The sequence below is a fragment of the Rhizobium sp. CB2179 genome (assembly GCF_057653455.1).
Window position 1 is genome coordinate 389,591 of record NZ_JBYGKR010000003.1, and the last position, 26,108, is coordinate 415,698.

Here is a 26,108-nt window from a genome sequence, read left to right on the forward strand (position 1 = left end):
AAAGCCTCGAACGAACATCGAAGGTCCTTCCATGAACATCATCCTCGTGCTTATCGACAGCGTTAACCGCAATGCTCTTTCGGCCTATGGCGGAACTGAGTTTGCGACACCGAACCTTCAGTCATTTGCGCAAAAGGCCTGGCGTTTTGACAATCACTTCGTCGGCAGCCTGCCCTGCATGCCGGCGCGGCGTGAGATTTTTGCCGGCTTCAGCGGCATGCAATGGCGTCCTTGGGGCCCGCTCGAACCCTTCGACCTTCGTCTGCCGAAACTGCTGGAGAGTGCGGGCTACACCACCGCGATCGTCACCGATCACTATCACTACTGGGAGGAGTCGGCGAACGGCTACATCCAGAGCTTCCAAGGCGCGGAATTCATTCGAGGGCACGAGCTGGATTTCTGGGAACCGCTTGTGCCGGAGGCGGATCTGCCGCGATGGGCGCACAATATCGAGAAATGGCGTCCGGGCTATGGCCATCGCTACTTCTCCAATGTCGCGAACTTCAACGATGAGGCCGATTTCTTTCCCGCCAAGGTGATGACATCAGCCAGCGAATGGCTGGCCAAACCGAAAACCGGAAAGCCGTTTTTTCTGCAGGTCGAGTCCTTCGACGTGCATGAACCCTTCGATGTGCCGGAGCCCTATGCATCGATGTACGGTGACGGTGCGGCGCGCGACCGCTTCACGCTGTGGCCGCCCTATCAGGATGCGGCGCGTCAGGCGGAGTTCATGAGCCAGGCGAGCCCCGAGGAACTGGCTTTCGTTCGCTCCCAGTATGGCGCCAAGCTGACGATGACGGACCGGTGGCTGGGCAAGCTGTTCACAACCCTGGACGAACTTGAGCTCTGGGACGACACGGCTGTTATCGTCACCACCGATCACGGACACGACCTCGGCGAACGCGGCGGCTATGGCAAACAATTCCCGCATTTCGACAGCCACGCAAACATCCCGCTGCTCGTCTGGCACCCCGGCTTCCAAGCCAATGGTGGCGCGATAAAAAATCTGACGTCGACCGTCGACCTCTTCGCGTCGATCCTGGCTATGGCCGGCGTCGAGCCGCCACGACAGACGCATTCGCATTCATTTCTGCCGCTTCTCAAAGGCGAGACCAGCAACGCGCGGAACGCCGTCATATACGGGACATTCGGGCAAGGCATCTGCTGCACCGATGGCGAATGGACGCTGATCCAGCCGCCGGATCGCGAAAAGCCGCTTTACGCCTACTCGACCATGGTGCCCACCACCATCGAGCCGCAGGACAGGCCGGTCGATCATGGCTATTACATTCCCGGTATCGACATGCCGCAATGGAAAATTCCCATCACCCCCGACGGCCCCGGAGACCGGCGGAACCTGGACAGCCAGCCGCTGCTATTTGATCGACGCAATGATCCAGGCCAAAAGCGCGACCTCTGGCAGGATCGGCGCGAAGAGCGAGAACGAATGCTGCATCTTATGCGGCAAGTCGTCGAGCAGTATGGCGCGCCGACCGAACTGTTTCAGAGACTGGGATTGGACTAGTTTCGAGGATCAGAGCGCATTGCCGATAGGGCCATTGCCGGTTCGACACTTAAAAAAGATGTGAGTGCGCTGTCGAAATCGCGGCGGTTCAAACGTCTTGAGATCGCAGGCGCGAAATGCGGTAGGCTTGCCGCATGCGCCGCGATCACTCTGTCGGCATGGAGGTTATGTAGCCATGAGTGTTTCCTATCGTTGGGTCATCGTCGCTGCGGGCGCATTGATGACATGCGTTGCGCTCGGCGCGATGTTCTCGTTGGCGATCTTTCAGGAGCCGATTGCAACGGCGACCGGCTGGTCGCATGTCGGCATAGCAAGCGCGATGACGCTGAACTTCATCGTCATGGGTTTCGGCGGCTTCTTCTGGGGGGCGGCAAGCGACCGCTTCGGCCCGCGCATCGTCGTGATGATCGGGTCCGTGCTGCTCGGCTTGGCGCTGGTCCTGGCGAGCCGGGCCGAAACGCTGCTGCAGTTCCAGCTAACCTACGGCATCCTCGTCGGGCTGGCCGCCAGCACGTTCTTCGCGCCGATGATCGCGGCGACGACCGCCTGGTTCGACGAAAACCGCGGGCTTGCGGTGTCGCTGGTCTCGGCTGGCATGGGCGTCGCGCCGATGACGATCTCACCTTTCGCGCGTTGGTTGATCTCAACCTATGAATGGCGGCCGGCCATGCTGATCATCGGCGTTGCGGCCTGGGTGCTGCTCGTGCCGGCTGCGTTTCTCGTCAGGCGTCCGCCCGCCGAGACTACTGACACCGGAACCGAGTTCGCGGCCGACGGCGCCCGGCCGCAACTGTCGAAGGTCTTTCGATCGCCGCAATTCATCGTGCTTGGCCTGACCTTTTTTGCCTGCTGTGCGGCACATTCCGGGCCGATCTTCCACATGGTGAACTATGCGACGATCTGCGGCGTCGCACCGATGGCGGCCGTCAGCATCTACAGCGTCGAGGGTCTGGCGGGATTGGGCGGCCGGCTGCTCTATGGCAGCCTTGCCGACAGGATCGGGGTGAAGCCGGTGCTGGTCGCCGGCCTGCTCGTGCAGGCGGCGGCCCTTGCGACCTATCTCCTCGTCAGCCAGCTCGGTGAATTCTACGCGCTCGCCATCGTCTTCGGCAGCGCCTATGGGGGTGTGATGCCGCTTTATGCCGTGCTGGCGCGGGAATATTTCGGGCCGCGCATCATCGGCACGGTCTTCGGCGCGGCGACGATGCTCTCCAGCCTCGGCATGGCCTTCGGCCCTCTCATCGGCGGCTGGATATTCGACACCTTCGCCAATTATTCCTGGCTGTTCATCGGCTCCGCGATGGTCGGGCTGGGGGCCGCGGCGATAGCGCTCGCGTTCCCGCCTCTCGCCCGCCAGAAACCACAACCTGCCTTCGGCATGGCGCCGTAACCGGCGCCTTAAAGCCCTCACGAGCAGTATCGAGAGTGGACGTCGGTGAACGCCCACTCAAGGTTTTCGCATCGTCGCGACTTTTGCCGCCAGATCGCCAACACCGCAGGCGGCACATTCGCCTCCACCGTAAAAAATGGACGAGGACCAGCCGGACCGCGATCATTCACATCCGCTGGCTTGTGTGCCATTCTGGATTGCGAAAGAACAAAGCGTTGCAAGGCAAGGAATATACTTGATTCACGCAAAAGTCGAGTTCGTATTGGTGTAGTAGCGGACGATACGGCGACGCGCTCTGCTAGGGCGGTAACGGGTAAGACGCACCAATCCTTAAATATTCACTTGAGGAACCCTCAGTTCTTCGGCAGTATACTCTTTATTAACTTTTGGCTGGGGGCCATGCTGCATCAATGAGGGTAATAGGGATTGCTCTGGCATGTATCATGTTGCTGTCGCAGCCGGCTCTGGCGCAGTCTCCACTCGACATCATCAGGAGCTTGACCGACGGCGTCACACGTGATGCCGCGCCGCCAGATGCTGGTAGCCCACCGTCTAAACCGATACCGACTCTTCAATCACAGCTGACAAGATCGCAAGTGCAACGCCTGCAGCGTGCCCTGGAAGCGCTCGGTTACTATCATGGTCCGATCGACGGAAATGCCGGGGTCGAGACGTGGAGTTCGGTGGTAGCGTGGGCACGCGACCGGGGATGGGAGGCTCCAACAACCCTCCGTGTCGCGCATCTCAATTCTCTTGAAGCTGAACGCGCGCAGGGACAGGTCGCAGAACAGGATCGTCCAGGCTCTGGTCCAGAAGATGGGACTGTTCGTCGCGTTCAATCGGCCCTCTCACGGCTCGGCTACTATTCGGGGCCGGTGAATGGCCAGACAGACCAAGCGACCATGGCTGCCATGGCGGCCTGGGCAGCCGATCGGAGCTGGGAGGCGCCGGCATCGATCCGCGAGGCACATGCCGTCAACATGGAGGAGGAGCTTTCCCATGGGACAGGCCCGGTTGTCGGCGATGCGGCCTTGCCACCGTGGCAGCCGGACGACACGGGGATAGGCAGCAAAATCTGCGCCTCCACCGGCTACAGCAAAGTCTGCCTTCGTCTTGCCTGCGATGCCGAAGCCGGTGTGGTCCTTGATTTCGAAGAGGTAGCGGGCTACTCGACACCGTCGGTCTCGAGCGCGGGACTGACGGTGGATCGGGGCCCTGAGGCAACGCTTCCCCTCGATGGCATCCGCAAGAGACCGGTCCTCGATGCCGGTCGCGATGCAGCGCTCATCGCCCGCCTTTCCTCCGGGCGGTCGCTGAACCTCAAGTTGGGGACATGGTCGATGTCCTTCGGTCTCGCGCAATTCGGCCCCGAGTACGACCGGGTTGGAAAGGCATGTGCTACCCTCCTCGCCAGGCTTCGTAGCGGCCAGGATCCCTTCCCTGGCCAGTTCTCCCGTCTTGCCGACGAACTGGCCGAGGCCACCGTGTCCGAAGGAACCTGGACCTCGCAGCCGAATACGGATCTTGGCGGCGATGACATTCGACATGGGCTGACCGATCCGCTTCTGCGTGGCCTGAAGGAAGGCGAATGTATCGCGATCTGCTCCGAAACCGACATGTGCCGAGCCTATACGTTCAACCCGAGCGGCGGGGTATGTTTCCTGAAGTCCGCAAAGGGCTCGCCGAAACCCTACGCAGCCGCAAAGAGCGGCGTTTTCGATGGCCGGAAAGCGGGTTTAGCACCTCCACCCACCCGCGGTCCGGGACCGATCGTGGATGGAGCGGTCGGGTGGCACGAGGGCGAGCCGCTGGAAGGCTTCCAGGCCCGCGTGAAGCAAGCTGCTCGCAGGCTCGGCGGGTCATGCGACGAGGAGAAGGAGACGCTCCGGCGCCTGGCCGAAAAATTCCAATGGACACTGCCGCATCAGGGACCGCTCCGCGCCGGAAACAGCTTTGCGATCGAGTGGTCGGGCAACACGCTCGAAGATCGCATACCGGTTTGGTTCATGGTCAAAGCAGAACAGCCCGTCCGTTTTAAAGGCAAGGGGCATGTCGCGTTGGGTCCTGATGCACCCAATCCGTTCGCGATCAAAACCGGTCTCGGCAAGACACGCGCCATGGTCGCTCTGGCGACGCGCGGCGCCGCGGCGAGTGGTTCAGTTTCAGCCATTCCGCTGCAAGCCGGGCCTTTGAACCTATCCGTCTCATTGGTGGGTTATCTGCGCGCCTGCGAGGAGGAGATCGTTCTGAAGGAAGGGTCCGAGCGGCTCGACATCGCACCGGCGCCCGCCGAGATCGTCCTCAACACCGCCGAGGGCCGCGCGGCGTTCACACATAGCATCGATATCCCTAAATTCTCCCGCCGCATCCTCCTCAACGATACCCGCTTTCTTCTGCTGGATGCGGCAAGCGGGACGGAAATCGTCGAGCGGGCAGGCACACACCTGCAGATCTCGCCAACCCACCGCTTCATCGGCGTCGAGCATAATGGCCGGCTCGACATCGTCGACATGGTCGATGGGCATACGGCCGCGACAGCGGACGCCGGCGACCTTCGCTGGGCGCTCGGCGACAGTGTCGTCTTCACCACACTCGCGCCTTGGGCGGAGGTGAATTTTACCTCCACCTTCGGCGATCACTTGCGCATACGGGAACAGATTACCGGGCCGTCTTGCTGCACCGCAGAACGCGGTCAAACCCGCGTGGCGATCGATCTGGAGAATGCTGCCTACGCCATCTGGGGTGGCGCCGGCTACCGCGTTGGTGCGCTCCAGAACCCGGATTACGCCTCGATCGCGAATTCTTCGGGCGCTTACAGTTCCGAAGGTGGCGAGACAATTCCCCTTCATTTTCATATGTTCTGGTCGCTTGGCATGGTGTCGCCCGTCAGTGTCGCTCGGGAATTCGATGTTGCCGGCGGCTTCAAGACGACCAGTACCTGGGAAGACTGGGAGGTCGCGGAAGCCGACAGCCGCCGCCCCCGCGATTTTACGGAGAGCCTGTCGCGCACGTTGGCCAAAATTGAGCTTCAGGCAGTCATGATCGATACCGCTGTGGCATCGAACGACCAAGGCTCCACCAGAGCCGGCAACGACACGCCTCTCGCCGCTGCCTTGCCCGAACAACTCTTGCGCCTCGGCGTCGCGCTCGATCCAATGGTCGACGGTGAACGCCTCCTCGCGTCCTACGCCGCGGGTGAAAACAACGCCCTTCACGCGCTTGATCGCGACCAGCGGCTGAAACGATCCGCAGAGGCGATGGGGCGCTTCCGCCGCGAGGCGGAGCGTGCGGGCTGGCGATTCGACTGGGCTCTGCCCGTCGGGGAGGAGGGTCCCATCTCCGACTGTGAACATCTTCTGCTCGGAGAATCCTCAAGCTCGGGGGGCATGGGCTCGCTGTCGGCGCCTCGCGATGTTGTCGAGGTCTCGACCGTCCGCACGTCTCGCGGGGCGGTATGGGTGGCGCGTGCGGAGTGTGTCGCGGGGGCGACGTTCGGGAGCCTCAGGCCCTATGCTGCCCTTTACGTCATGGATATCGCGCGCCCCGCGCCGGCGGCGAGTGCGGCACTTCAGGCGGAAGGCGCATTTTTCTTCGAAAACAATGCCCATCGTCTGTGGTACCAGCACGCTTTTCGTATCAAAGCCAATGACGACCTGCTGCTGACCTATGCGCCCGGCAACGGCGTCATTACCGTGCGTGACCGCGCAACACAGAAGTTCCTCTGGATCGGCGAGAATCTTCCGAATGGCGACCTCCTCGTCGACGCCTGGTTGACGAAAGACCGTCGCCATGCGGTGCAACTTAATTCTGACGGCAACTTCTATATTCACGCCATTCTGGACGATAGGCAGTCGCTTCTGTCCGGGCGCATCGCCGACGACGAGATCGCGGTCTGGACCAGGGACTACTTTTACGACGCGACAGCCGAGGCCGCCGCCCTCATCGATCTGAAGTTTCCCGGTAGGGTTGGACAGTATAGTCTCGACCGGTTCGGCATAGCGCGCCAGGTCCCAGATCTGGCGCGCGCCGTTCTTGATCGAGGGCAGACGCCGCAGGCCGTCGCCGAGGTGGGCGTACCGCCGTCGTTGACAGGCGAGATTGCGCTCGAGGAAAACGGCAGTCGCGTAAGAGCCGTATTGCACTTCGACCCGGCTGAGACGGTGCATATGTCCGTTTTTCAGGACGGTGTTCTGACCGGAACGGTTGATGCAGCCACCATCGGAAATGCAGTGTCGATCGAGAGGCTCAAGGACGCGCGTTGGGTGTCGGTCATCGGATTCAATTCTGCGGGCCTGGCGAGCCTCCCGGTATCGGCTGATCTCGGCGAGCCGCTTGCGCGCCGTGCGGTCACCCGCGCGCTCGTCATCGGCGTGAACACTTACGAGGATGAGCGCCTCCGTTCGCTCAATTACCCTCTGCGCGATGCAGGCACGGTGCTCGAAACGCTGACCGAGCCGCTTGGTAAAGAGCCACCGTTCCGCGGCGAGGCAGGGCCGAAGGACAGGCGTGCCACACCCGAGGCCATACTGGAGGCGACGGCGCGACTGCTGGACGGGCTGGTCCGTGGGGACCACGCGGTCCTGTTTCTGGCCGGCCATGGCATGCAGGATCGCAATGGGCGTTTCTATTTCGCGACGTCTGCCACCGATCCAACGGATCTCGAACACACAGCCTTGCCTTTCGACCGGCTGGCCGCGCTGTTCGAAAGGACCGAGGCGCGCATCACCATCCTTCTTGACGCCTGCCACTCCGGCGCCGCGGGGACCGGGGCTTTCACCACCAACGACGATCTCGCCAACAGCCTCGTCGCCCTTAAATCCAATCTCACCATTCTCGCCGCTGCGAAGGGGCGACAGGAGTCGCTTGGGCGGCGGGAGGTCGGCGGCCTGTTCACCAACGCGATCGTTACCGTCCTTGGAAAGGAACGCGATCGTTATGACCACAATCACAATGGTCGCATCGAGGCCTCCGAACTGTATCGCGGCGTCAAGACGCTGGTTTTCGCGGCGAGCGACGGCAAGCAGACACCCTGGATCATCAACAGCCGACTGGTGGGAGACTATGCCCTCTTTTAGATTTCGCGACGCGTATAAAACGGTTGCGGCCCTGGCAGCTGCCATGCTGCTTCTCGCACCTGCCGCCGCCATGCTGCTTCTCGCACCTGCCGCCGCCGGCGCCGCGTGCCTCATTTGTGACGAGGTCGTCGAGCTGGATGAGGTAAGGGCAAAATGCTTCCGTCAGGACTATGAAAAGTTTCTTTCAACCGCCCGGAGCGCGGAAACGAGCAATGCGGAGGTCGATCTCTCCGCCTGCGCCGGGGACGACGGACGCGAACGCCGCGGTCTTGATCGGATGCCCGGGCTATTACCGCCCGGAGGTGAATCCACAGCACGGAACCAGCGCGAGCTACGCTCCGTCTACATCTTCGATGAGGCAGGCCTTGTTTGCCTGAAGCGGTTGCTGGATGGTCACGAAGGCACGATCGATCCGTCGGTGCGGTTCGATCTGGTCGAGAACTGCAAGCCATGAGCCAGCCATCATCCAGGCGGCCGGCCGGCCTCTCTTTCTTCTACGTTTCCGATGCCGGCTGGTCGCTTCTGAGCAGCATTATCACCGTTGTGACCTTCGTCGGCGCGGTGGGGGGAATCTTTTGGGCAGTCTTCGAGTACCGCGAGAACCAGGAGACCGAACGGACGAAATATACGCTCACCCTCATTGAGACCTGGGAAACGCAGGGCTATCGGCAAGCCTATGGTGAACTTCGTGAGTTCTACACGGCGTTCATCGCGACGGTCCCGCCCGCCGACAGGAAGACGGCTGAGACGAGCGGACACGCCAGGGACAACCTGCTGCAGTCCTTCAACCGTCGGATCGCGCAGGAGCCCGCACGCCAGGAGCAGGTCAGGGAGGTCGTCTATTTCTTCAACCGGCTTGGTCTTTGCGTGAGTGCGTCGCTCTGCTCCAAGGAGACAACCGCGGTCTTCTTCAATGATACCGTGCAGTCTTTCCTCGATGCCTATGGTCCTTATATCGAAAGCAGCAAGGAAACATTGCCAGGCCGGGGCGCGACACTTGTCGATCTCTCTCGGGAACTCAATCCCGCTGGTCGGGACTAGGCACCCTGCGAATCTCTCCCTTTCGTGCATTGCCCTTCGCCGATTTCCCCTGATAAGACTTCTCCTAGTCGTTTCATCACCTATGTCCTTGGTTATTCGGGAGGCAATCGTCGCCATGGTCGAACTTGCGCAATCGCTCGCATCCATCAAGCTGCCGGACCTGTCCGGCAAGGCCGTGCTGATCACCGGCGCCTCGACCGGGATCGGCGCGGCGCTGGCCCGCGCCTTTGCGGCTCAAGGGGCCAAGGTCGGCGTGCATTACAATGCCAGCCGCGAACCGGCGGAGAAGCTTGCAGACGAGATCCGGTCTGCCGGCGGCACCGTGCACCTGATCCAGGGCGACGTGTCGAGGGAAGGCGAGACCGAGCGTGTCGTCGAGGAGACGGCGAAGACCTTCGGTCATCTCGACGGGCTCATCAACAATGCCGGCGGCATGCTGGGGCGCAAGCCGACCTCGGAATATACCGACGCCCATTATGCCGCGGTCATGGACCTCAACGCCCGCTCGGTGCTGGCGGCAACACGTGCGGCGCATCCTTGGCTGAAGAAGCAGGGTGGATTCATCATCAACACCACCTCGATCGCTGCGCGCAATGGCGGCGGCAATGGTGCGATCCTCTATGCGGCGTCCAAGGGCTTCGTTTCGACGATCACGCGCGGCCATGCCAAGGAATTCGTCCCCGACCGGATCCGAGTCAACGCAGTGGCGCCGGGCGTTATCGCCACGCCCTTCCACGAGCGTTATACCAATGACGAGCAGATGGAGCTGCAGCGCAAGTCGATCCCGATGGGCTTCGTCGGCACGTCGGAAGATTGCGTCGGCGCCTATCTCTTCCTCGCCTCGCCGACGCTGTCGGGCTACATCACCGGCCAGATCATCGAGGTCAATGGCGGCCAGCTGATGCCGTGAACGCCTCGATCGGCGGGCAAGATCCTCGCTTTCCCTTTTTAAAAAAGGGAACTTTCGAACCGCCGTGACGTTTCCCGCTTGTTCTTTTCACCAAGCGGGGCACCATGAGCTTTTCATTTTCGGAACTCGACTTCCTCAAGCCGGAGCTGGGAGCGGAGTATACGGGTTCTGGCACCCATTTCGCGGTATTCTCCGCCCATGCGGAACAGATGGAGCTCTGCCTCTTCTCGCCTGACGGAAAGAACGAGATTGCCCGGCTGCCGTTGCCGAAGCGCGAAGGCGACATCTGGTCGGGCTATATCGCCGGCGTCGGCCCGGGCACGGTCTACGGTTATCGCGCCCACGGCCCCTATGACCCACAAGCCGGCCATCGCTTCAATCCGAACAAGCTCCTGCTCGACCCCTATGCCAAACAAGTGACGGGCGAGCTTAAATGGGATGACGCGCTGTTCGGTTACCAGATCGGCGAGGACGACCTTTCCTTCGACGAGCGTGACAGCGCCCCCTTCATGGTCAAGGGCGTGGTGCAGGATCCGGACTTCGATTGGGCGGGTGAAGAGGCGATCCGCCGTCCCTGGCCCGACACCATCATCTACGAGGCGCATGTGCGCGGCCTGACGATGATCCATCCGAAGGTGCCAGACCGGCTACGCGGCACCTTTCTCGGCATGTGCAGCGATCCGATCATCGACCATCTCGTCAAGCTCGGCATCTCGGCGATCGAGCTACTGCCGATCCAGTATTTCCTCGACGATCGTTATCTCCTGGAAAAAAACCTACGCAATTATTGGGGCTATCAGACACTCGGCTTCTTCGCGCCGCAATCGCGCTACTTGTCCGGCGACAAGATCACCGAAATCAAGACCATGGTGAAGAAGTTCCATGCCGCCGGCATCGAAGTCATCATGGACGTGGTCTATAACCATACCGCCGAAGGCAGCGAGAAAGGGCCGACGCTGTCCTTCCGCGGGCTCGACAATGCGAGCTATTACATTCTCTCCCCCGACGATCCGCGCCACACCTTCGATACCACGGGGACCGGAAACACCCTGAATGCCGCCAATCCCATGGTGATGCGCATGGTGCTCGACAGCCTGCGCTACTGGGTCGGCGTCATGCATATCGACGGCTTCCGTTTCGACCTTGCCAGCACGCTCGGCCGCCAGGATATGGAATTCGATCGGCAGGGCCTGTTCTTCGGCGCAATCCGCCAGGATCCGATCCTTGCCGGTGTCAAGCTGATCGCCGAGCCCTGGGACGTGGGCGATGGCGGTTATCAGGTTGGCGGCTTTCCACATCCCTTCCGTGAGTGGAACGACAAGTTTCGTGACGACGTGCGTCGCTTTTGGAAGGGCGATGGCGGCATGGTCTCGGAGATCTCGCAACGCATCACCGGCTCGGCGGTACAGTTCAACCACTCGGACCGGGGCGCGACGTCATCGATCAATCTGCTGTCGGCCCATGACGGCTTCACGTTGATGGACACGGTTTCCTTCGACGACAAGCACAATGACGCGAACGGCGAGGAGAACAGGGACGGACATTCGGACAATCATTCGGACAATATGGGTGCCGAAGGCGTGACGGATAACGGGGACATCAACAGCCTTCGGGCGCGGCGGCGCCGCAATCTGATGGCGACGCTGATGCTCTCCCAGGGCGTTCCGATGATCCTTGCCGGCGACGAGCTGGGCAACAGCCAAGGCGGCAACAACAACGCCTATTGCCAGGACAACGAGATCGGCTGGACGGATTGGTCGGGGCTCGACGACCCCTTCCTCGATTTCTGCCGGCAGGCCGTCGCCTTCCGCAAGGCCCATCCCGTCTTGCGGCAGGAGCGGTTCCTGACCGGAGAGACAGCCGACGACGGACGCATCGAGATCGCCTGGTACAAGCCAGATGGCGGTTTCATGGACGATGGGGCCTGGAACGACGACGGTTTGCAGGTACTCGGCGTCTACGTCTCGAGGAGCGTGCATGCACCGGACACCGAGGAGATGGACGACCTGTTCCTCGTCTTCAATGCAGGTGGCGACTGCGAGGTTCACCTACCCGTGGTGAATGGGCTGAAACAGTGGTCGAGGGTTCTCGACACGGGCTCGGAGACGGGTTCTTTCGAGGTGCGCGAACCAGAGAATCCGGTCATCGTCTATGCCCAGAGCGTGGCGGTCTTCGCGCCGAAGGGACAAACCGAGCCGCCGAAAGGCGCGACAAAAGCCGAGCGTCGCCGCTGGTTCCAGTTCGGCCGCAGGAGCAAGTAACGGGTCGCAGAGAACATGAATGCCGAAGCCATCACCGACCTTGGTCTTGTCTATGTCAGCGACACCGAACCAGGCATCCGCAGGCGAAGGAAGGGTAAGGGCTTCAGCTATGTGATGCCCGACGGTACGACGCTTGCCGACGAATTGCAGCGGGCGCGCATAGGCGCGCTCGGTCTGCCCCCAGCCTATGAGAATGTCTGGATCTGCCTCTACGACAACGGCCATTTGCAGGCGACAGGCTTCGATGCGCGCGGGCGCAAGCAATACCGCTACCATAAGGAATGGCAATCCTTCCGAAGTGCGGGAAAATTCCATCAATTGATCGAGTTCGGCCGGGCGCTGCCTCGAATACGCCGCACCGTGCTGCGCCATCTCGATACCGGTGCAGAGGATGTCAATGGCGTGCTTGCGGCCTTGACGACGCTGCTCGACGAGGCGCACCTACGCGTCGGCAATCAGGCCTATGTCAGGGAGAACGGCACCTATGGCGCAACGACGCTGCTAAAACGCCACCTGAAGATCGTCGACGGGCAGATCGAACTGAAATTCCGTGCGAAAGGTGGCAAGCGCGTCCAGCGCAGTCTCAAGCATCCCAGGCTGCAGAAGATCCTGGAGGAGATAGCCGACCTGCCAGGCCGCCAACTCTTCGTCTGGAAGGACGAAAGCGGGACGCTGAAGCCAATCGATTCCGGGCGATTGAACGCCTATCTGGCCGAGATATCGGGCATTCCGATTTCGGCGAAGACCTTTCGCACCTGGGCCGGATCGCTGGCGGCTTTCGGAGCGGCGCGCGAGACGATCCTCGGTGGCGGCCGGCCGACCGTGAAGCAGATGTCGGAGGCCGCGGCCGAGGCGCTACACAACACACCGGCGATCTCGCGCTCGAGCTATATCCATCCCGCGATCATCGCGCTCGCCGGCAACGATCATCCGCTGATCGAGACTGGCAACGAGCCGCTGCGGGGCTTGCGGGCCGAGGAAAACAGGCTACTTGATTTCCTCACAAGCGAGATCGAAGAATGAGCCCCAGACATACGCCGGCATCGGACGTATCCTTGACGCATCCCGACCGGCTCTACTGGCCGGACGAGGGCGTGACCAAGCAGGCGCTGGCGGATTACTACGCGGCGGTCTGGCCATTCATGGCGCCTTATGTCGTCAACCGGCCCTTGGCATTGTTGCGTTTGCCGGACGGCATAAAGGGCCAACAGCGATTTTTCCAGAAACATGCCTGGAAGGGCATGAATCCGCACATCGAGGAGATCGCCGACCCGCAGGATGCGGACGGCGAAAATTTGCTGCGCATCGGCGATTTCAACGGTCTCGTGGCGCTGGTGCAGTCGGCCGTGCTCGAAATTCATCCCTGGGGGGCAACGGCCGACAATTGGGAAAGACCCGATATGGTCACCATGGACCTCGATCCCGGCGAAGACGTGACCTGGAGCGCGGTGATAGCAGCAGCGCTTGAATTGAAGTCGCGGCTGGAAGCCCGCGGCCTGGCTGCCTTCGTCAAGACGTCGGGCGGCAAGGGGCTGCATGTGGTGACGCCGCTTTCGCCGAAGGCCGGCTGGGCCGAGGTGAAGGATTTCGCCCATTCACTGGCCGAAAGCATGTCGGCCGATGCGCCGGACAAATATCTGGCAACCGCGACAAAGGCAAAACGCGGTGGACATATCTACATCGATTATCTCCGCAACGGCCGCGGCAACACGGCGGTCGCGGCCTATTCGACGCGGGCACGATCGGGCGCGCCGGTTTCCATGCCGCTGGATTGGTCAGAATTGAACGAGGTGAGCGGTCCGGCCGCTTTCACGCTCGCCAACGTGCCGCAACGGTTGGAGACCCGGCCGAAGGATCCATGGGGAAATTTCTTCGATGCGGCCGTTCCGCTGGAATGAACGGCTTTTAGTTCGGCTTTAACGGAAGCGCAGAAGCCGCTCTATCCTTTTACTTTTACGCAGTCCCGGCAAAACCGCTTCGCGCTTTGCCTGGCGAAAACCGCTTCGCACTTTTCCTGAAATTTCTCTTGTCTCAGCCGGCACCGTCCAGCTCAGGATAATGCCTGAAAATCCCTTCCTCGTTGAAGGCGAGGCGGCGGGCGGAGGCGAGATAGCTGGCGATGTTCGGACGCTTCGCGACCGCGTCATGCAGAGCCAAGAGGCAGGGATATTCCGCCTTGCGCTTCGTCATGGCTTTCGGAAAGGCGTAATTCAGGCCCTCGATTACCTGGAAGAGCGAGAGGTCGACATAGGTCAGCGCATCGCCGACCAGATGGTTGGGGCCTTTCGGGTTCTGTCGCAGCACCCGCTCGAAATAACCGAGGAATTTCGGAATGCGGTCGCGGATGAAGGCGGCCGAGCGGGCTTTTGCCTCTGGCTTCTGGTCCTCGTAATAAAGCGACATGTCGATCGGGTGATGCGTATCATGCGCTTCGGCGACGAAATCGGTGACGGTCAGCTGCAGGCCGTTGACGACATGGCGAAGGCCGTCATCCTCAGGCGCAAGGCCGAGTTTCGGTCCGAGATAAAACAGGATGTTGGCGACATGCGGTATAATAAGGTCGCCGTCCTTCAGGAACGGTGGCGCAAAGGGAATGTGCGTTTCGCTTTCGCTCTCCATCACGTCCATCATGGCGCCGGTGCCGCGCCCGGGCTGGCGGGTAACGTCGATATATGCGGCGCCGACTTCTTCCAGCGCCAACCGCACGAATTCGCCACGGCCTTGAATGCCGTCCCAATAATAAAGCTCGTATGCCATGGCTGCTCAATCCTTCGGTTTACGACCAAAGTCTTTTCGCAGTTCGTCCTTGGCCTTTTCAAGGGTTCCGCGCCGCTTTTTCGTCAGTTGGTCGCCCGCGCGGTTAATGTAGAAGGTCAGCATCGACATGGCAGCGCGATAAGGGCTCGACTTGCGGCGATCACTCTCCTCGGCGGAGTGCTTGACGGAACGGGCAATCTTCCTCGGATCGTCCGATTTGAACACGCCTTCCTTCAGGTCCATCGCATCGCTGCGTTCGGTGACGTCCTGAGACCATTTCTTTTTCGATTTGGCCATGGGTCTAAAACTCCCCGTGTGGCTGGCGGAAAGCCTCCGCTGCCGCATCCTAGTCAATGGTGGCTGTGGTGTTCGTTACGCTTGCGCGTCGCCGCGGCCTTCTTCGCGGAAGCGGAACGTTCCTCCTTCGAGCGTGCGGCGGATGCCGCACCGCCGACGCGGCCGCCCTTTTCGGAGGATTCATGCGTATCCTTCTTGCCGCGGCCGGAACCGGATTTGTTGCCGCCGCCGCTTTCCTTGTTGACGGTCGCCCAAGCACGCCGTTCGGCTTCCTTCTCGGAGACGCCGCGATCCTCGTAGCCCTCCTCGATGTGCTCGGCTTTGCGCTTCTGCTTGTCGGTATAGTCGGATTTATCACCTCTCGGCATCTCGGCCTCCTGTGGTTTGCAAAGGGACTGAACCGGTACGGAGCCCAAAAGTTCCCGCCCAGGTCATTGGGCCGAATTCGGAACAAAAGCCGGGTTTGTCAGGTTTCCGATGTGCATAAGAAGCAGCCGAGAACATGGAAAAACACATCGTCAAAGCCGATGGAAACGGTGCGATTGACGTGAACGGCCAGGTATCACCGGTCATCTATACCGTCAGCCTCAAGCACGGGAAGGGGCGTGCCTATGAGGTCGACATCCGTTTGATGGCGCCGCGTGACTGGCTGCTACGGAGGGGCTTCGAGCGTGATGCCGTGCTGGTCAGTCAGAGCGGTGCGCGCATTCCCGTCTATCACGACGATGGCAGTTTTCACGATGGCGGCAGCCATCACGATGATGGCCGTCTCGACCCTGCCGACACGATCTCGATCGAGCTGATGGCGCGCGACGAAAGTTGCACCAGCGAGGTGGATCTGATGCGGAAATATCCTGAGCTCGACGGCGCCGACGCATAAAGCAAAAGTTGTAGCATATCGTGACTGGCCTACACGCCAGGCCGTTGTTGGACGGCGTTCTTGACCGCCTGGTCGAGCGCTATGCTGCTGAAAGGTTTCGACAGCAGCACCGAGCCGGGGAGATGATTTGCATCCGGCAGGCTGCTGTTGCCGGTGGCAAAGACCAGTCCGACCGAAGGAAAGGCCTCACGCGCCTTCGCGGCAAAGGCCTGACCCGACATGCCGGGCAGGCCGACATCGGCGACGATGATGTCGACGATGGTATGTCGGAGGATTTCCACGCCCCGTTCGCCACTATCAGCCTCGATGACGTCATAGCCGAGATCCTGCAAAAGCTCGGCGGTATCCATGCGGATGAAGGCGTCGTCTTCCACCAGCAACAGCTTCAGCTTTTCACGGGCGACCTCGGGATGTTTGGGAGCGGCCACCGCGGCATCGCTCGCCCCTTGGCGGCGTTGCGTCCTGATGGTAAGCACGTGGCGGATCTTGCGGGCGAGTTCCTCGCGCGTATAGGGTTTGGAGAGCAGTTCGAGGCCGGGATCGAGCCTGCCGCCATGGACGATCGAATTTTCGGTATAGCCCGAGGTGTAGAGCACGGCGATGTCAGGCAGACGCTCGCGTGCCATGCGCGCAAGCTCCGGGCTCCGCAACGGCCCGGGCATGACGACATCGGTAAAGAGCAGGTCGATATGGGCGCCGCTTTCGATCACGGTGAGCGCGCTTTGCGCATCCTTGGCCTTCAACACGTAGTAGCCGAGATCCGTCAGCATCTCGACGACAGTCGTGCGCACACCCTCGTCATCCTCGGCGACGAGGATGGTTTCCGTGCCCCCGGTCGCCGGCACGCTGTCGACATTGGTGATGCGATCCTCGCTCTGGAACGAGCGGGGCAGATAGAGCTTGACGGTCGTGCCTTCGCCGATCTCGCTGTAGATCTTCACGTGGCCACCGGACTGCTTGACGAAGCCATAGACCATCGACAGGCCAAGACCGGTACCCTTGCCTTCCGGCTTGGTCGAGAAGAAAGGCTCGAAGGCCTGTTCTATGACCTCCTGCATCATGCCGGATCCGGTATCGGTAACCGCCAGCACGACATATTGGCCGGCGGTGACTTCAGGATGGGTGCGGCTGTAGGTGTCGTCGAGGAAGGCGTTGCCGACCTCGATCGTCAGCTTACCGGGGCCAGCCATCGCGTCTCGGGAGTTGATCGCAAGGTTGAGCAGTGCGTTCTCGATCTGGGTCGGATCGGCAAAGCTGTTCCAGAGCCCACCGGAGACCATGGTCTCGACTTCGATCTCCTCGCCGAGCGCGCGGCGCAGCATGTCGTCCATGCCGGTGACGAGACGGCCAATATTGACGACCTTCGGCTCCAACGGTTGCCGGCGGCCGAAGGCGAGCAACTGGCTTGCCAGCCGCGAGCCGCGTTCGACGGCGGCAAGCGCGTTGGAAATGCGTTCCTTGGCCCGACCGCTCTCTGCCACGTCCTTGCCCAGAAGCTGCAGGTTGCCTGAGATCACCTGCAGCAGATTGTTGAAATCATGGGCAACGCCGCCGGTGAGCTTGCCGATCGATTCCATCTTCTGCGACTGCTGGAGCGCTGCTTCGGCCTGCTGGCGCTCGGCAATCTCGGCCGCGACGCGGACCTCGAGCATTTCATTAAGTTTCCGCAGCTGATCTTCCATATTGCGGCGCTGGTCGATTTCGATTTTGGCGGCACGGAAAAGCCGGATATTGTCGATCGCGACGGCCGATTGGCCGGCGAGACTGACGAGGCTCGCCTCGGCCGCTTGGGAAAAACGGCCGGGCTGGCCGTGGCCGAAGAACAAGCCGCCGATGACGCCGCCGTCGCGTGATTTCACCGGCACGGCAAGATAGCTCCTGACGGGAAGATGGCCCTTCGGCATGCCAGCATGCGGCGCATTCTGCCCGTAGCGCGGGTCGAGCAGGATGTCGTCGGAGCGCATAATGCCTTCGCCGTTGAAGGTCGGCGCGAAGACCTTGGTATTGCGCGGCATCGGGAATTTCTCGAAGTTCTTCCGATCGACACCGGAGAGGGCATAGAGCATGTAGCTGCCACCCTCGCCATCATCGACATTGTAGAAAAAGGCGCCGAATTCCGCGCCGGTCAGCGTCACGCCGGCATCGACGACAATCTGGGTGAGGCGTTCGACACTGGGCTCGGCGGTGATCGCCGCACCCGCCCGGTTGACAACCGCAAGTGCCTCCGATTTTGCACGCAGTTCTTCCAGCGCGCTTTGTTCGCCGCGCTTGGCCGACACCTGGTCGGTAACATCAAGGGCCGCGCAGAGGATGCCGGCGACCCTGCCGTCATCGTCGCGCAGCGGCGTGTATGAGAAGGTGAACCAGGTGTCTTCGGTACGGCCGTCGCGGCGCATCGGGATAAGCAGCTCTTTGAAGAGCTGCGAACTGCCTTCGAGCGTGCTGGTGACGATCGGCGAGAACTGTTCCCAGATATCTGCCCAGACCTCGCGGAAGGGTCGTCCGAGGGCATCGGGATGCCGCTCGGGGAAAACGGGCACATAGGCTTCATTGTAGAGAAAAGCGAGATCCGGACCCCAGGCGACGAATTTGGGCTGGCGGGAATTCAACACCATTTCGGCGACGTGCTTGAGAGAGGCAGGCCAGCTTTCGACCGGACCGAGACCGACGGCGTGGAAATCCGGATGCCGTAACAATTCGCCGATTTCGCCTCCACCTCTCGGCCAGCCGTCCCCGACGCTTCTCATTCAAAATCGCTTCCTTGTCGTCTGCCGCACCGATGTGATCGGTCGGCTCGGGGTCCAGCCCTTCCAAAGCTTCAACATAGAGGCTAACGATGGGAGGAAAAGGGCGCGATCGAAATATCCCTGACTGCCGGGTGTTCAACGCTTTTCGCGGTTTGCGGCGGTGCCCGGGAGGTTATTTTTGATTGAGCTTTTGTGAAGCGACCAAAGCGCGGCCGATGTGGAAGAAGGGCAACTGCGCGGGCGCACGGGGATCGCGGAAAACCAGTCCGACGAGGTTATCGACGACAAGGATGAAGCCAAGGGCGAGACCGAGGTAGAGCAGCGCGGCGACGATGAGGAGCGACATCTCCATCCCTCACACGATCGCGGTCGAAGCGCGGCTGCTGGCTAAAAAGAGGATTTCGGTATGACTGTCCTTCATGGCAACTTCCTCGTTGCGCCATAAACAATCATCGCACCTTCTTGTTCCCGGTTATCGGACGAAGATTCAACTTTTTTCGGAAGCCTCAAAGCTTGCAGCGTCATTCGGCCTCTGTTCACCCCCGCATGGAAGCCCATCGTGGAATCCCTAAAGCAAAACTAATTCAGGCATATGACAAAACGAGATCAAAGGGCGTCGCGACGACGCCCTTTTTAATAGACTTGCTCGGTAATCCAGTGTTCAGGACGCCGTCTTGCGGCTTGCAGCCCGCTTCGGTGCCGGTGTCACGACGCCGTTGGCCTTGCTGCCCGTCACGCTGCGCTTCGCCTTGGGTTTGGCTTCCTTGCCGTTGGAAGACGCAGCAGAGCCCTCGAGCGCGTCGCGCTCGTCTCGTGCCTGTTCCCAATGAATGGAATCTCGCCCTGTCGGATATCCCTCTTCTTCCCAGAGGGTGTATGCACGTTTTTTGATCCACTCTTCCCGAGTTTCTGCCATCGCTGATCTCCAGTCACATGATGCCGTCGTTCGAACGCGATACTGCTCGGATGGTTCCAGAGGAGGGGAGCTCTTTCAAGCGAAATCGCGCCGCAACCGGAAATATTTCGCATCGCAGCATATTAGGGTTGAGAATCGACGTTTACCGGGGCCGAAACTCCGCGGCCTTGTGCAGATCTGACACGAAATCCCGGCGCTGCTGGTCTCGGTCCGCCTCGTTACGGATGCGCAAGAGATAGGAGGGGTGGATGGTGACCAGAACAGGCGGATGGTTTGTCGGATGCAGGATATGGCCGCGCTCCGGCGTCAGCTTTGCTTTCGGGCCAAGCAACGCATACAGCGCACTTGCACCGAGCGTCACGACGAGCTTCGGCTGCAGGATGTTGAGCTCTGCGCCGAGCCACCAGGCGCACCGCCTGATCTCGCCGGCATTCGGTTTTGCATGCAGCCGCCGTTTGCCGCGCGGCGTGAACTTGAAGTGCTTGACCGCATTGGTGACATAACAGCGTTGACGATCGAGACCGGCCTCTTCGAGGCAGCGATCGAGCAGCCGCCCGGCGGGGCCGACAAAGGGCCTGCCGGTCAAATCCTCCTGGTCCCCCGGCTGCTCGCCAATGAGGACGATCTCGGCTTTCCCGGAGCCTTCGCCGAAGACGATTTGCGTGGCATTCCTGTAGAGATCACAACGGGTGCAGTCTTCGGCCTGATGCCAAAGTTCGGCAATGCTGTCGGCATTCGCCACTTCAAGCGCCCAGGCGGGACCGACATTTGCGGCTATGGTCATGATGGCGACCCTCATCTCCTCGGGATCAATCGATCTGTGCCGGCATTGTTCCCGCGGTGAAGCGGGCGGCGGCGGTAAAATGGTCACGGCAAAAAATTTCGCGTCATGAGAGAACAGCGTTGTGATTGATCGCCGGCGTTTCGCGGCTATATTCGCCAGCGATGTTCTATCTCCTGTCGACCTACTGGCCGCATATCCTCTTTGTCGTTTCGATCGCCATGGGGGCTGCCGCGGCGATCCATGCCGCGATGACCAAGGAGGAGGTGCGCGCCGCGATTGGCTGGGTCGGCGTCATCATTCTGTCTCCGATCATCGGCGCGGTGCTCTATGCGATTGCCGGCATCAACCGCATCCGCCGCAAATCGTTGAGCGTGCGGCGCGACGCGCTGCTGCTTGCGGCCGAATTCGACGAACTCGAGACCTTCGATGCCGAGGCCGAGACGGTGATCAGCCAGTTCGGCCGCCGCTTCGCGGCGCTGCAGACGCTCGGCGACCGGGTGACGCGCAATCCGCTGACTTCAGGCAATACGATCGATGTGCTGGAAACCGGCGACGAGGCCTATGCGGCGATGAAGACCGCCATCGACGAGGCGGCGCGCAGCATCCTGCTCGAAACCTATATTTTCGACCGCGATGCGGTCGGCCTTCGCATCGCCGATGCGCTGATTGCGGCGGCCAGCCGTGGTGTGGAAGTCCGGGTGCTGATCGACGCGGTCGGCGCGCGTTATTCGGTGCCGAGCATTCTCGGCCATCTGAGGGAAGGCGGCGTCACCGTTGCCGTCTTCAACGGCAATGTCATCATGGGTTTACGGCTGCCCTATGCCAATCTGCGCACCCACCGCAAGATCCTGATCGTCGACGGGAAAATCGCGCTGACGGGCGGGATGAACATCAGGGCGGGCTTCAGCGAGGAGGCAACAGGCGAGAGCTTTGCCCACGACACGCACTTCAGCGTCACCGGCCCCGTCGTGGCCGACCTTTTCGACCTCGCCGCCGAAGACTGGCGCTTCTCGACGCAGGAGTTGTTGAACGACGAGCCCTGGCGCATCGAACCGCCGGAGCGCAGTCCTGGCGATCCCATCCTGATGCGCGTCGTCGCCTCCGGCCCGGATCGCAGCGTCGAGACCAACCACAAGATGCTGATGGGCGCCTTTTCCGTGGCGCGCCAGTCGATCCGCATCATGTCGCCCTATTTCCTGCCGGACCGCGAACTCATCAGCGCCCTGGTGACGGCGGCGCGGCGCGGCGTCGAAGTCGATATCGTCGTGCCCGCGCTCAACAACCTCGTGCTGGTCGACCGGGCGATGACGGCGCAGTTCGATCAGATCCTCAAGAATTACTGCCGCATCTGGCGCTCCACCGGCAGCTTCAGCCATTCGAAACTGCTGACGATCGACGGTACCTGGGCCTATGTCGGCTCTTCCAATCTCGATCCGCGGTCGCTGCGGCTGAATTTCGAGGTCGATCTCGAAGTGCTGAACGAGGGCTTCGCCGCCGAGATCGACGAGCACATCGAGGAAACCTTGAAAACCGCGACGCCCGTGACGCTTGAGGGGCTGCAGGCGCGACCCTTCCCGGTGCGGCTGCTTGAGAAGGTGCTGTGGCTAGGGTCGCCCTATCTCTGAAGGATTTTTTGTGATCGGACGTGGCAAGTCCGGCTTGCCCGCCTATACTGTTGAGACAAGCCTTTTCGATCAACGGAACAAGTGCGCCTGCCGATGCACGCCAGAAAAGACAGCCTTCCCGCCAGCATTCTCGCCTCGATCAGGAGCAGGAAAAAGCGGCTCGATGCAGCCTATACGGAGGCAAGGCCGCCCAGTGCGGGGACGCTGATCGCCTCCTACAACGTGCACAAGTGCATCGGCACCGACCGCCGCTTCGATCCGGAGCGCACCAGCCGCGTCATCCACGAAATCGGCGCCGACGTGATAGCATTGCAGGAGGCCGATACGCGCTTTGGCGAGCGCACCGGCATTCTCGATCTCGGGCGGCTGGAGCGGGAAACGGGACTGATCGCGGTCCCGATTGCCGGCATGGCGAAGGCGCATGGCTGGCACGGCAATGTCGTGCTCTTCAAGAAGGGGCTGGTGCATGACGTGCATCAGGTCAAGCTGCCGGGGCTGGAACCGCGCGGCGCGCTGGTTGCCGAGATCGAACTCGAGAAGGGCGGGGTGCTGCGCATCATCGCCGCGCATTTCGGGCTGCTGCGCCATAGCAGAGCCCAGCAGGCGCGCATGCTGGTCGAACTGATCAACGACAGGCACGAGATGCCGACCATCCTGCTCGGCGACCTCAACGAATGGCGGCTCGGCGACCGGTCTTCGCTCAACACCTTTCAATCCGCCTTCGGACCGCTGCCGCCCGCCGTCCCGAGTTTCCCCGCCGGCCTGCCGCTTCTGGCGCTCGACCGCATCATCGCCAACCGCAAGGGGATCATCTCGGAGGTGGAAGCACATGATACGCCGCTCGCGCGTATCGCCTCCGACCACCTGCCGATCAAGGCGCTGATCGATCTGGAACCGGTTGCGGGTTGATGTCATGGCGACAGCGGGTGCTGTCGCCGTTGTCACTTCGGCCGGCGCTTTCACTCAGCCATGGCTGAAACGTCACAAGCCGGATGGCGTTCAACATGATCTCGAATATCCGCTTGCGCATCGATATCTCTCCTTCGCAATCATATGCCGCCCCTTGCCTCGCGCCTTCAAACGAGCTTATCGTCGGCCTCGAATGACTTGAGGTTATGGATGAAGCGCGGACGCCTGCCATTGACCGCTTTGCGGAGTTTCGAGGTCGCCGGCCGCCTCGAGAGCTTCACGCGGGCGGCGCAGGAGCTGTTCATCTCGCAGGCGGCGGTCAGCCGGCAGATCCGCGAGCTGGAGACGTTGCTGGGCGAAGCGCTCTTCGAGCGCCGCCATCGCGGCGTCCATCTGACCGCCTCGGGCAACAAGCTGCTGGCGATCCTGACGTCATCCTTCGACCGGATCGACGAATCCCTGGAAGAAATCCGCAGCCGACCGGCGAGGGCAGCGCTGACGATCAGCGTGGAACCTTCCTTCGCGGCGTGCTGGCTCGTTCCCCGCCTGCCGGAGTTTCGCGAACGGCATCCTGAGATCGACGTGACGATCGACGCCGATTCACGCCTGGTCGAGTTCCGAGGCGGACAGGCCGAGATCGCCATCCGCCACAGCGCCAGCGTGACCGCCTGGCCGAGGACGGAGAGCGGGCATCTCGCCGATGTCAGGATGGTGCCGGTCGCGGCACCTGCGCTGCTCAAGGGAGGGCCTGCGATCGACCGCCCGGAAGACATGCTCTGTCATACGCTGTTGCATGAGGAGACCCGCGACGTGTGGTTCCGCTGGTTCGAGACGGCAGGCATCGCCATGCCGGAAATCGCGCGGGGGCCGGTCTATGCCGATGGCGGGCTGGTCATGCAGGCGGTCCTGCGCGGGCAGGGCATAGCACTGATGGACGATATCTTCGCCGAGGAAGAGATCAGGGCGGGCCGGTTGCTTCGCCTGTCCGACCTTGCCGTTGCCCACGGCGCCTACTGGCTGGTCGCGCGCAGTTTTGAACGTCTCGCTCCGCCTGCCTCGTTCTTTGTCCGCTGGATCAACTCCCGGATCGAAACCTTCTGAAGGCGGCCTATCTGCCGTGACGCTCGACCTCGGTCAGCACCGTGATGAAGGCCCGCAAACCCCGCGGCACGTGACGGTGGCCGGGATAATAGAGACAGAGGCCCGGAATGGCAGGACACCAGTCGTCCAGCACCGTGACGAGCGCGCCGCTTTCGAGAAACGGCCGGGCGGTGCGATCCGAGACATAGGCGATGCCGAGCCCCTTTGCCGCCGCCTGCGCCATCAGCTCGACATGGTCGAGCGTCAGCACGCCCGGAACGTCGACGGCAAGCTCGTGGCCGTGTTTTTCGAACTCCCAGCGGAAGAGCTTGCCGCTTGGCAGCCGGAAGCGGATGCAGGCGTGGGTCTTTAATGCGTCCGGTGTCTGCGGCGCCGGATGCGCTGCCAGATAGGCCGGCGAAGCGACGGCAACAAAGCGGGTATCTCCGCCGAATTCCACCGCGATCATATCGAGCGGCACCGCCTCGCGAAGTCTTATGCCGGCATCGAAACCGTCGGCAACGACATCGACGAGCCGATTGTCGGTGACGAGATCGAGCGACATGTCGGGATAGCGGGTGAGAAAGGTCGGGACGGCGGCATCGAGCAGCACCCGCGCGGCGATCTCGCTGGTATTGACCCGCAACGTGCCGCTGGGATGGCCGCGGAATTCGTTGACCTCCTCGAGCGCCAGATCGAAATCCCTGAACAGTGGCGTCAGACGGGTAACGAGGCGCTCGCCGGCCTCCGTCGCCGCCACGCTGCGGGTCGTCCGGTGGAGAAGCCGAACGCCCATATTGGCTTCGAGCGAACGCATCATATGGCTGAGCGTCGAAGGCGACAGGCCCAACTCGTCGGCAGCCTTGCGGAAGCTGCGATGGTTGACGATAGCAGACAAGGCTCTCAGATCGGCAAGGCCCGGCTTGTAATTCATGGCTAGAATTCACCAACTCATGCAGCATTCGACGGATGGAAGCAGGAATAGGCTTATCTATCTTTACCTTCAAGAGCAGCCGCAATGCCGCGGCATGAAAGGTAAAGACAATGGGAAAGACATGGATGATTACTGGCGCCTCCTCCGGTTTCGGGCGCATCATGACCGAAAAATTGCTGGCGCGCGGCGATCGCGTCGCGGCGACAGTGCGCAAGCCGGCAGCGCTCGATGATTTGAAGTCGCATTACGGCGACAACCTCTGGATCGCGACGCTTGACGTCAGCAATGATGGGACGGTGCGCTCGGTCGTCGACGCCGCTTTTGGAGCGATGGGCCGGATCGACGTCGTCGTCAGCAATGCCGGCTACGGCCTGTTCGGTGCTGCCGAAGAGGTCAGCGACGAACAGATCCGCCATCAGATCGATACCAACCTGGTCGGCTCGATCCAGGTGATCCGGGCAGCACTGCCGCATATGCGGGCGCAGGGCGGCGGCCGCATCCTGCAGGTGTCTTCGGAAGGCGGGCAAATCGCCTATCCGAATTTCAGCCTCTATCACGCGACCAAGTGGGGCATCGAAGGCTTCATCGAAGCCGTTTCGCAGGAGGTCGCCCCCTTCGGCATCGAATTCATCATCGCCGAGCCAGGTCCGGCGCGGACCGATTTTGGCCGCGGGCTGGTCGCGCCGCGGCCGATGAAAGCCTATGACGCGACGCCGGCCGGCGACATCCGCCGCGCTATCGCCGACGGCAGGTTCGAGGCCAAGGGTGACCCCGTCAAGATGGCGCAGGCGATGATCGAGGCTGCCGAACAACACTTGGCTCCGAAGCGGCTGGCGCTTGGCGCCGGCAGCTATGCCTCGATCCGCAAGGCGCTGGTCGAGCGGTTGGCTGAACTCGACGCCTTCAAGGAGGTGACGATTTCAGCCGATGTCGATGCCTGATCGGGACCAGCAAATGCGCCGCCGGTGCCGGTTGGT

22 protein-coding genes are annotated in these 26,108 nt (G+C 61.6%); 14 read left to right on the top strand and 8 right to left on the bottom strand.

The window, feature by feature from the left end; translation table 11 throughout:
• Positions 1 to 31 precede the first annotated feature (31 nt).
• The 9 genes from AC244Q_RS30315 to ligD all read left to right on the top strand — a co-directional run bounded on the left by AC244Q_RS30315 (position 32) and on the right by ligD (position 14,100).
• Positions 32 to 1,525 carry a sulfatase gene (locus AC244Q_RS30315; protein ID WP_003554037.1) on the top strand — a complete coding sequence of 498 codons (1,494 nt, stop codon included), beginning with the start codon at positions 32 to 34 and terminating at the stop codon, positions 1,523 to 1,525.
• 175 nt (positions 1,526 to 1,700) lie between these two features.
• Positions 1,701 to 2,915, top strand: a complete 1,215-nt coding sequence (locus AC244Q_RS30320) for an MFS transporter (RefSeq protein WP_003554035.1) — start codon at positions 1,701 to 1,703, stop codon at positions 2,913 to 2,915.
• Positions 2,916 to 3,358: 443 nt separating this feature from the next.
• Positions 3,359 to 7,990: a caspase family protein gene (locus AC244Q_RS30325; protein ID WP_245460645.1), complete on the top strand. Its 4,632-nt coding sequence runs from the start codon at positions 3,359 to 3,361 to the stop codon at positions 7,988 to 7,990.
• Positions 7,977 to 8,444 carry a hypothetical protein gene (locus AC244Q_RS30330; RefSeq protein ID WP_026157616.1) on the top strand — a complete coding sequence of 156 codons (468 nt, stop codon included), beginning with the start codon at positions 7,977 to 7,979 and terminating at the stop codon, positions 8,442 to 8,444. Before AC244Q_RS30325 ends, AC244Q_RS30330 begins: the two co-directional genes overlap by 14 nt.
• Entirely contained in the window at positions 8,441 to 9,031 is a 591-nt protein-coding gene (locus AC244Q_RS30335; RefSeq protein WP_017996506.1) for a DUF4760 domain-containing protein, read from the top strand. The genes AC244Q_RS30330 and AC244Q_RS30335 overlap by 4 nt, the downstream gene beginning before the upstream one ends.
• 115 nt (positions 9,032 to 9,146) lie before the next feature.
• Positions 9,147 to 9,941: an SDR family NAD(P)-dependent oxidoreductase gene (locus AC244Q_RS30340; RefSeq protein ID WP_128407611.1), complete on the top strand. Its 795-nt coding sequence runs from the start codon at positions 9,147 to 9,149 to the stop codon at positions 9,939 to 9,941.
• Positions 9,942 to 10,045: 104 nt separating this feature from the next.
• A complete protein-coding gene (gene glgX / locus AC244Q_RS30345; RefSeq protein ID WP_017996504.1) occupies positions 10,046 to 12,202 on the top strand; it encodes a glycogen debranching protein GlgX in 2,157 nt (718 codons plus the stop codon).
• A gap of 15 nt (positions 12,203 to 12,217) precedes the next feature.
• The gene (locus tag AC244Q_RS30350; protein WP_003554023.1) at positions 12,218 to 13,225 is read left to right on the top strand and encodes a DNA topoisomerase IB; all 1,008 of its coding nucleotides are present in this window, start codon (positions 12,218 to 12,220) and stop codon (positions 13,223 to 13,225) included.
• Positions 13,222 to 14,100: a non-homologous end-joining DNA ligase gene (gene ligD, locus AC244Q_RS30355; RefSeq protein ID WP_128407612.1), complete on the top strand. Its 879-nt coding sequence runs from the start codon at positions 13,222 to 13,224 to the stop codon at positions 14,098 to 14,100. The genes AC244Q_RS30350 and ligD overlap by 4 nt, the downstream gene beginning before the upstream one ends.
• 133 nt (positions 14,101 to 14,233) lie before the next feature.
• On the opposite strand, the gene AC244Q_RS30360 is transcribed toward ligD, so the two are convergent.
• Genes AC244Q_RS30360 through AC244Q_RS30370 form a run of 3 tightly spaced genes read right to left on the bottom strand, consistent with a single transcriptional unit; the run spans position 14,234 to position 15,624 of the window.
• Complete coding sequence (locus tag AC244Q_RS30360) at positions 14,234 to 14,959, bottom strand: glutathione S-transferase (protein WP_003554018.1); 726 nt, start codon at positions 14,957 to 14,959, stop codon at positions 14,234 to 14,236.
• Between the two features lie 6 nt (positions 14,960 to 14,965).
• Positions 14,966 to 15,256, bottom strand: coding sequence for a DUF3175 domain-containing protein (locus AC244Q_RS30365; RefSeq protein ID WP_003554016.1), 291 nt, complete (start codon positions 15,254 to 15,256; stop codon positions 14,966 to 14,968).
• Between the two features lie 53 nt (positions 15,257 to 15,309).
• Positions 15,310 to 15,624 carry a hypothetical protein gene (locus AC244Q_RS30370; RefSeq protein ID WP_003554014.1) on the bottom strand — a complete coding sequence of 105 codons (315 nt, stop codon included), beginning with the start codon at positions 15,622 to 15,624 and terminating at the stop codon, positions 15,310 to 15,312.
• 134 nt (positions 15,625 to 15,758) lie between these two features.
• Between AC244Q_RS30370 and AC244Q_RS30375 the strand changes: the two genes are divergently transcribed.
• Positions 15,759 to 16,136, top strand: a complete 378-nt coding sequence (locus AC244Q_RS30375; RefSeq protein ID WP_128407613.1) for a hypothetical protein — start codon at positions 15,759 to 15,761, stop codon at positions 16,134 to 16,136.
• A gap of 29 nt (positions 16,137 to 16,165) precedes the next feature.
• On the opposite strand, the gene AC244Q_RS30380 is transcribed toward AC244Q_RS30375, so the two are convergent.
• The 4 genes from AC244Q_RS30380 to AC244Q_RS30395 all read right to left on the bottom strand — a co-directional run bounded on the left by AC244Q_RS30380 (position 16,166) and on the right by AC244Q_RS30395 (position 20,583).
• A complete protein-coding gene (locus tag AC244Q_RS30380) occupies positions 16,166 to 18,883 on the bottom strand; it encodes a hybrid sensor histidine kinase/response regulator (RefSeq protein ID WP_128407614.1) in 2,718 nt (905 codons plus the stop codon).
• A 172-nt stretch (positions 18,884 to 19,055) separates the two neighbouring features.
• Positions 19,056 to 19,229, bottom strand: a complete 174-nt coding sequence (locus tag AC244Q_RS30385) for a hypothetical protein (protein WP_003554009.1) — start codon at positions 19,227 to 19,229, stop codon at positions 19,056 to 19,058.
• A 315-nt stretch (positions 19,230 to 19,544) separates the two neighbouring features.
• Positions 19,545 to 19,799, bottom strand: coding sequence for a DUF2934 domain-containing protein (locus AC244Q_RS30390; protein WP_026157615.1), 255 nt, complete (start codon positions 19,797 to 19,799; stop codon positions 19,545 to 19,547).
• Between the two features lie 142 nt (positions 19,800 to 19,941).
• On the bottom strand, positions 19,942 to 20,583 hold the full coding sequence (locus tag AC244Q_RS30395) for a UdgX family uracil-DNA binding protein (protein ID WP_012763311.1): 642 nt from the start codon (positions 20,581 to 20,583) through the stop codon (positions 19,942 to 19,944).
• 161 nt (positions 20,584 to 20,744) lie between these two features.
• Between AC244Q_RS30395 and AC244Q_RS30400 the strand changes: the two genes are divergently transcribed.
• The 3 genes from AC244Q_RS30400 (at position 20,745) to AC244Q_RS30410 (ending at position 24,218) form a co-directional block, all read left to right on the top strand.
• Positions 20,745 to 22,208 carry a phospholipase D-like domain-containing protein gene (locus AC244Q_RS30400; protein ID WP_128407615.1) on the top strand — a complete coding sequence of 488 codons (1,464 nt, stop codon included), beginning with the start codon at positions 20,745 to 20,747 and terminating at the stop codon, positions 22,206 to 22,208.
• Between the two features lie 93 nt (positions 22,209 to 22,301).
• On the top strand, positions 22,302 to 23,117 hold the full coding sequence (locus tag AC244Q_RS30405; RefSeq protein WP_017996496.1) for an endonuclease/exonuclease/phosphatase family protein: 816 nt from the start codon (positions 22,302 to 22,304) through the stop codon (positions 23,115 to 23,117).
• Positions 23,118 to 23,327: 210 nt separating this feature from the next.
• Positions 23,328 to 24,218, top strand: a complete 891-nt coding sequence (locus AC244Q_RS30410) for a LysR substrate-binding domain-containing protein (RefSeq protein ID WP_128407616.1) — start codon at positions 23,328 to 23,330, stop codon at positions 24,216 to 24,218.
• Between the two features lie 7 nt (positions 24,219 to 24,225).
• Here AC244Q_RS30410 and AC244Q_RS30415 read toward each other — a convergent pair whose 3' ends face one another.
• Positions 24,226 to 25,131: a LysR family transcriptional regulator gene (locus tag AC244Q_RS30415; RefSeq protein ID WP_128407617.1), complete on the bottom strand. Its 906-nt coding sequence runs from the start codon at positions 25,129 to 25,131 to the stop codon at positions 24,226 to 24,228.
• A 110-nt stretch (positions 25,132 to 25,241) separates the two neighbouring features.
• On the opposite strand from AC244Q_RS30415, the gene AC244Q_RS30420 reads away from it, so the two are divergent.
• On the top strand, positions 25,242 to 26,072 hold the full coding sequence (locus AC244Q_RS30420) for an SDR family oxidoreductase (RefSeq protein WP_128407618.1): 831 nt from the start codon (positions 25,242 to 25,244) through the stop codon (positions 26,070 to 26,072).
• The last annotated feature ends 36 nt before the right edge of the window (positions 26,073 to 26,108 follow it).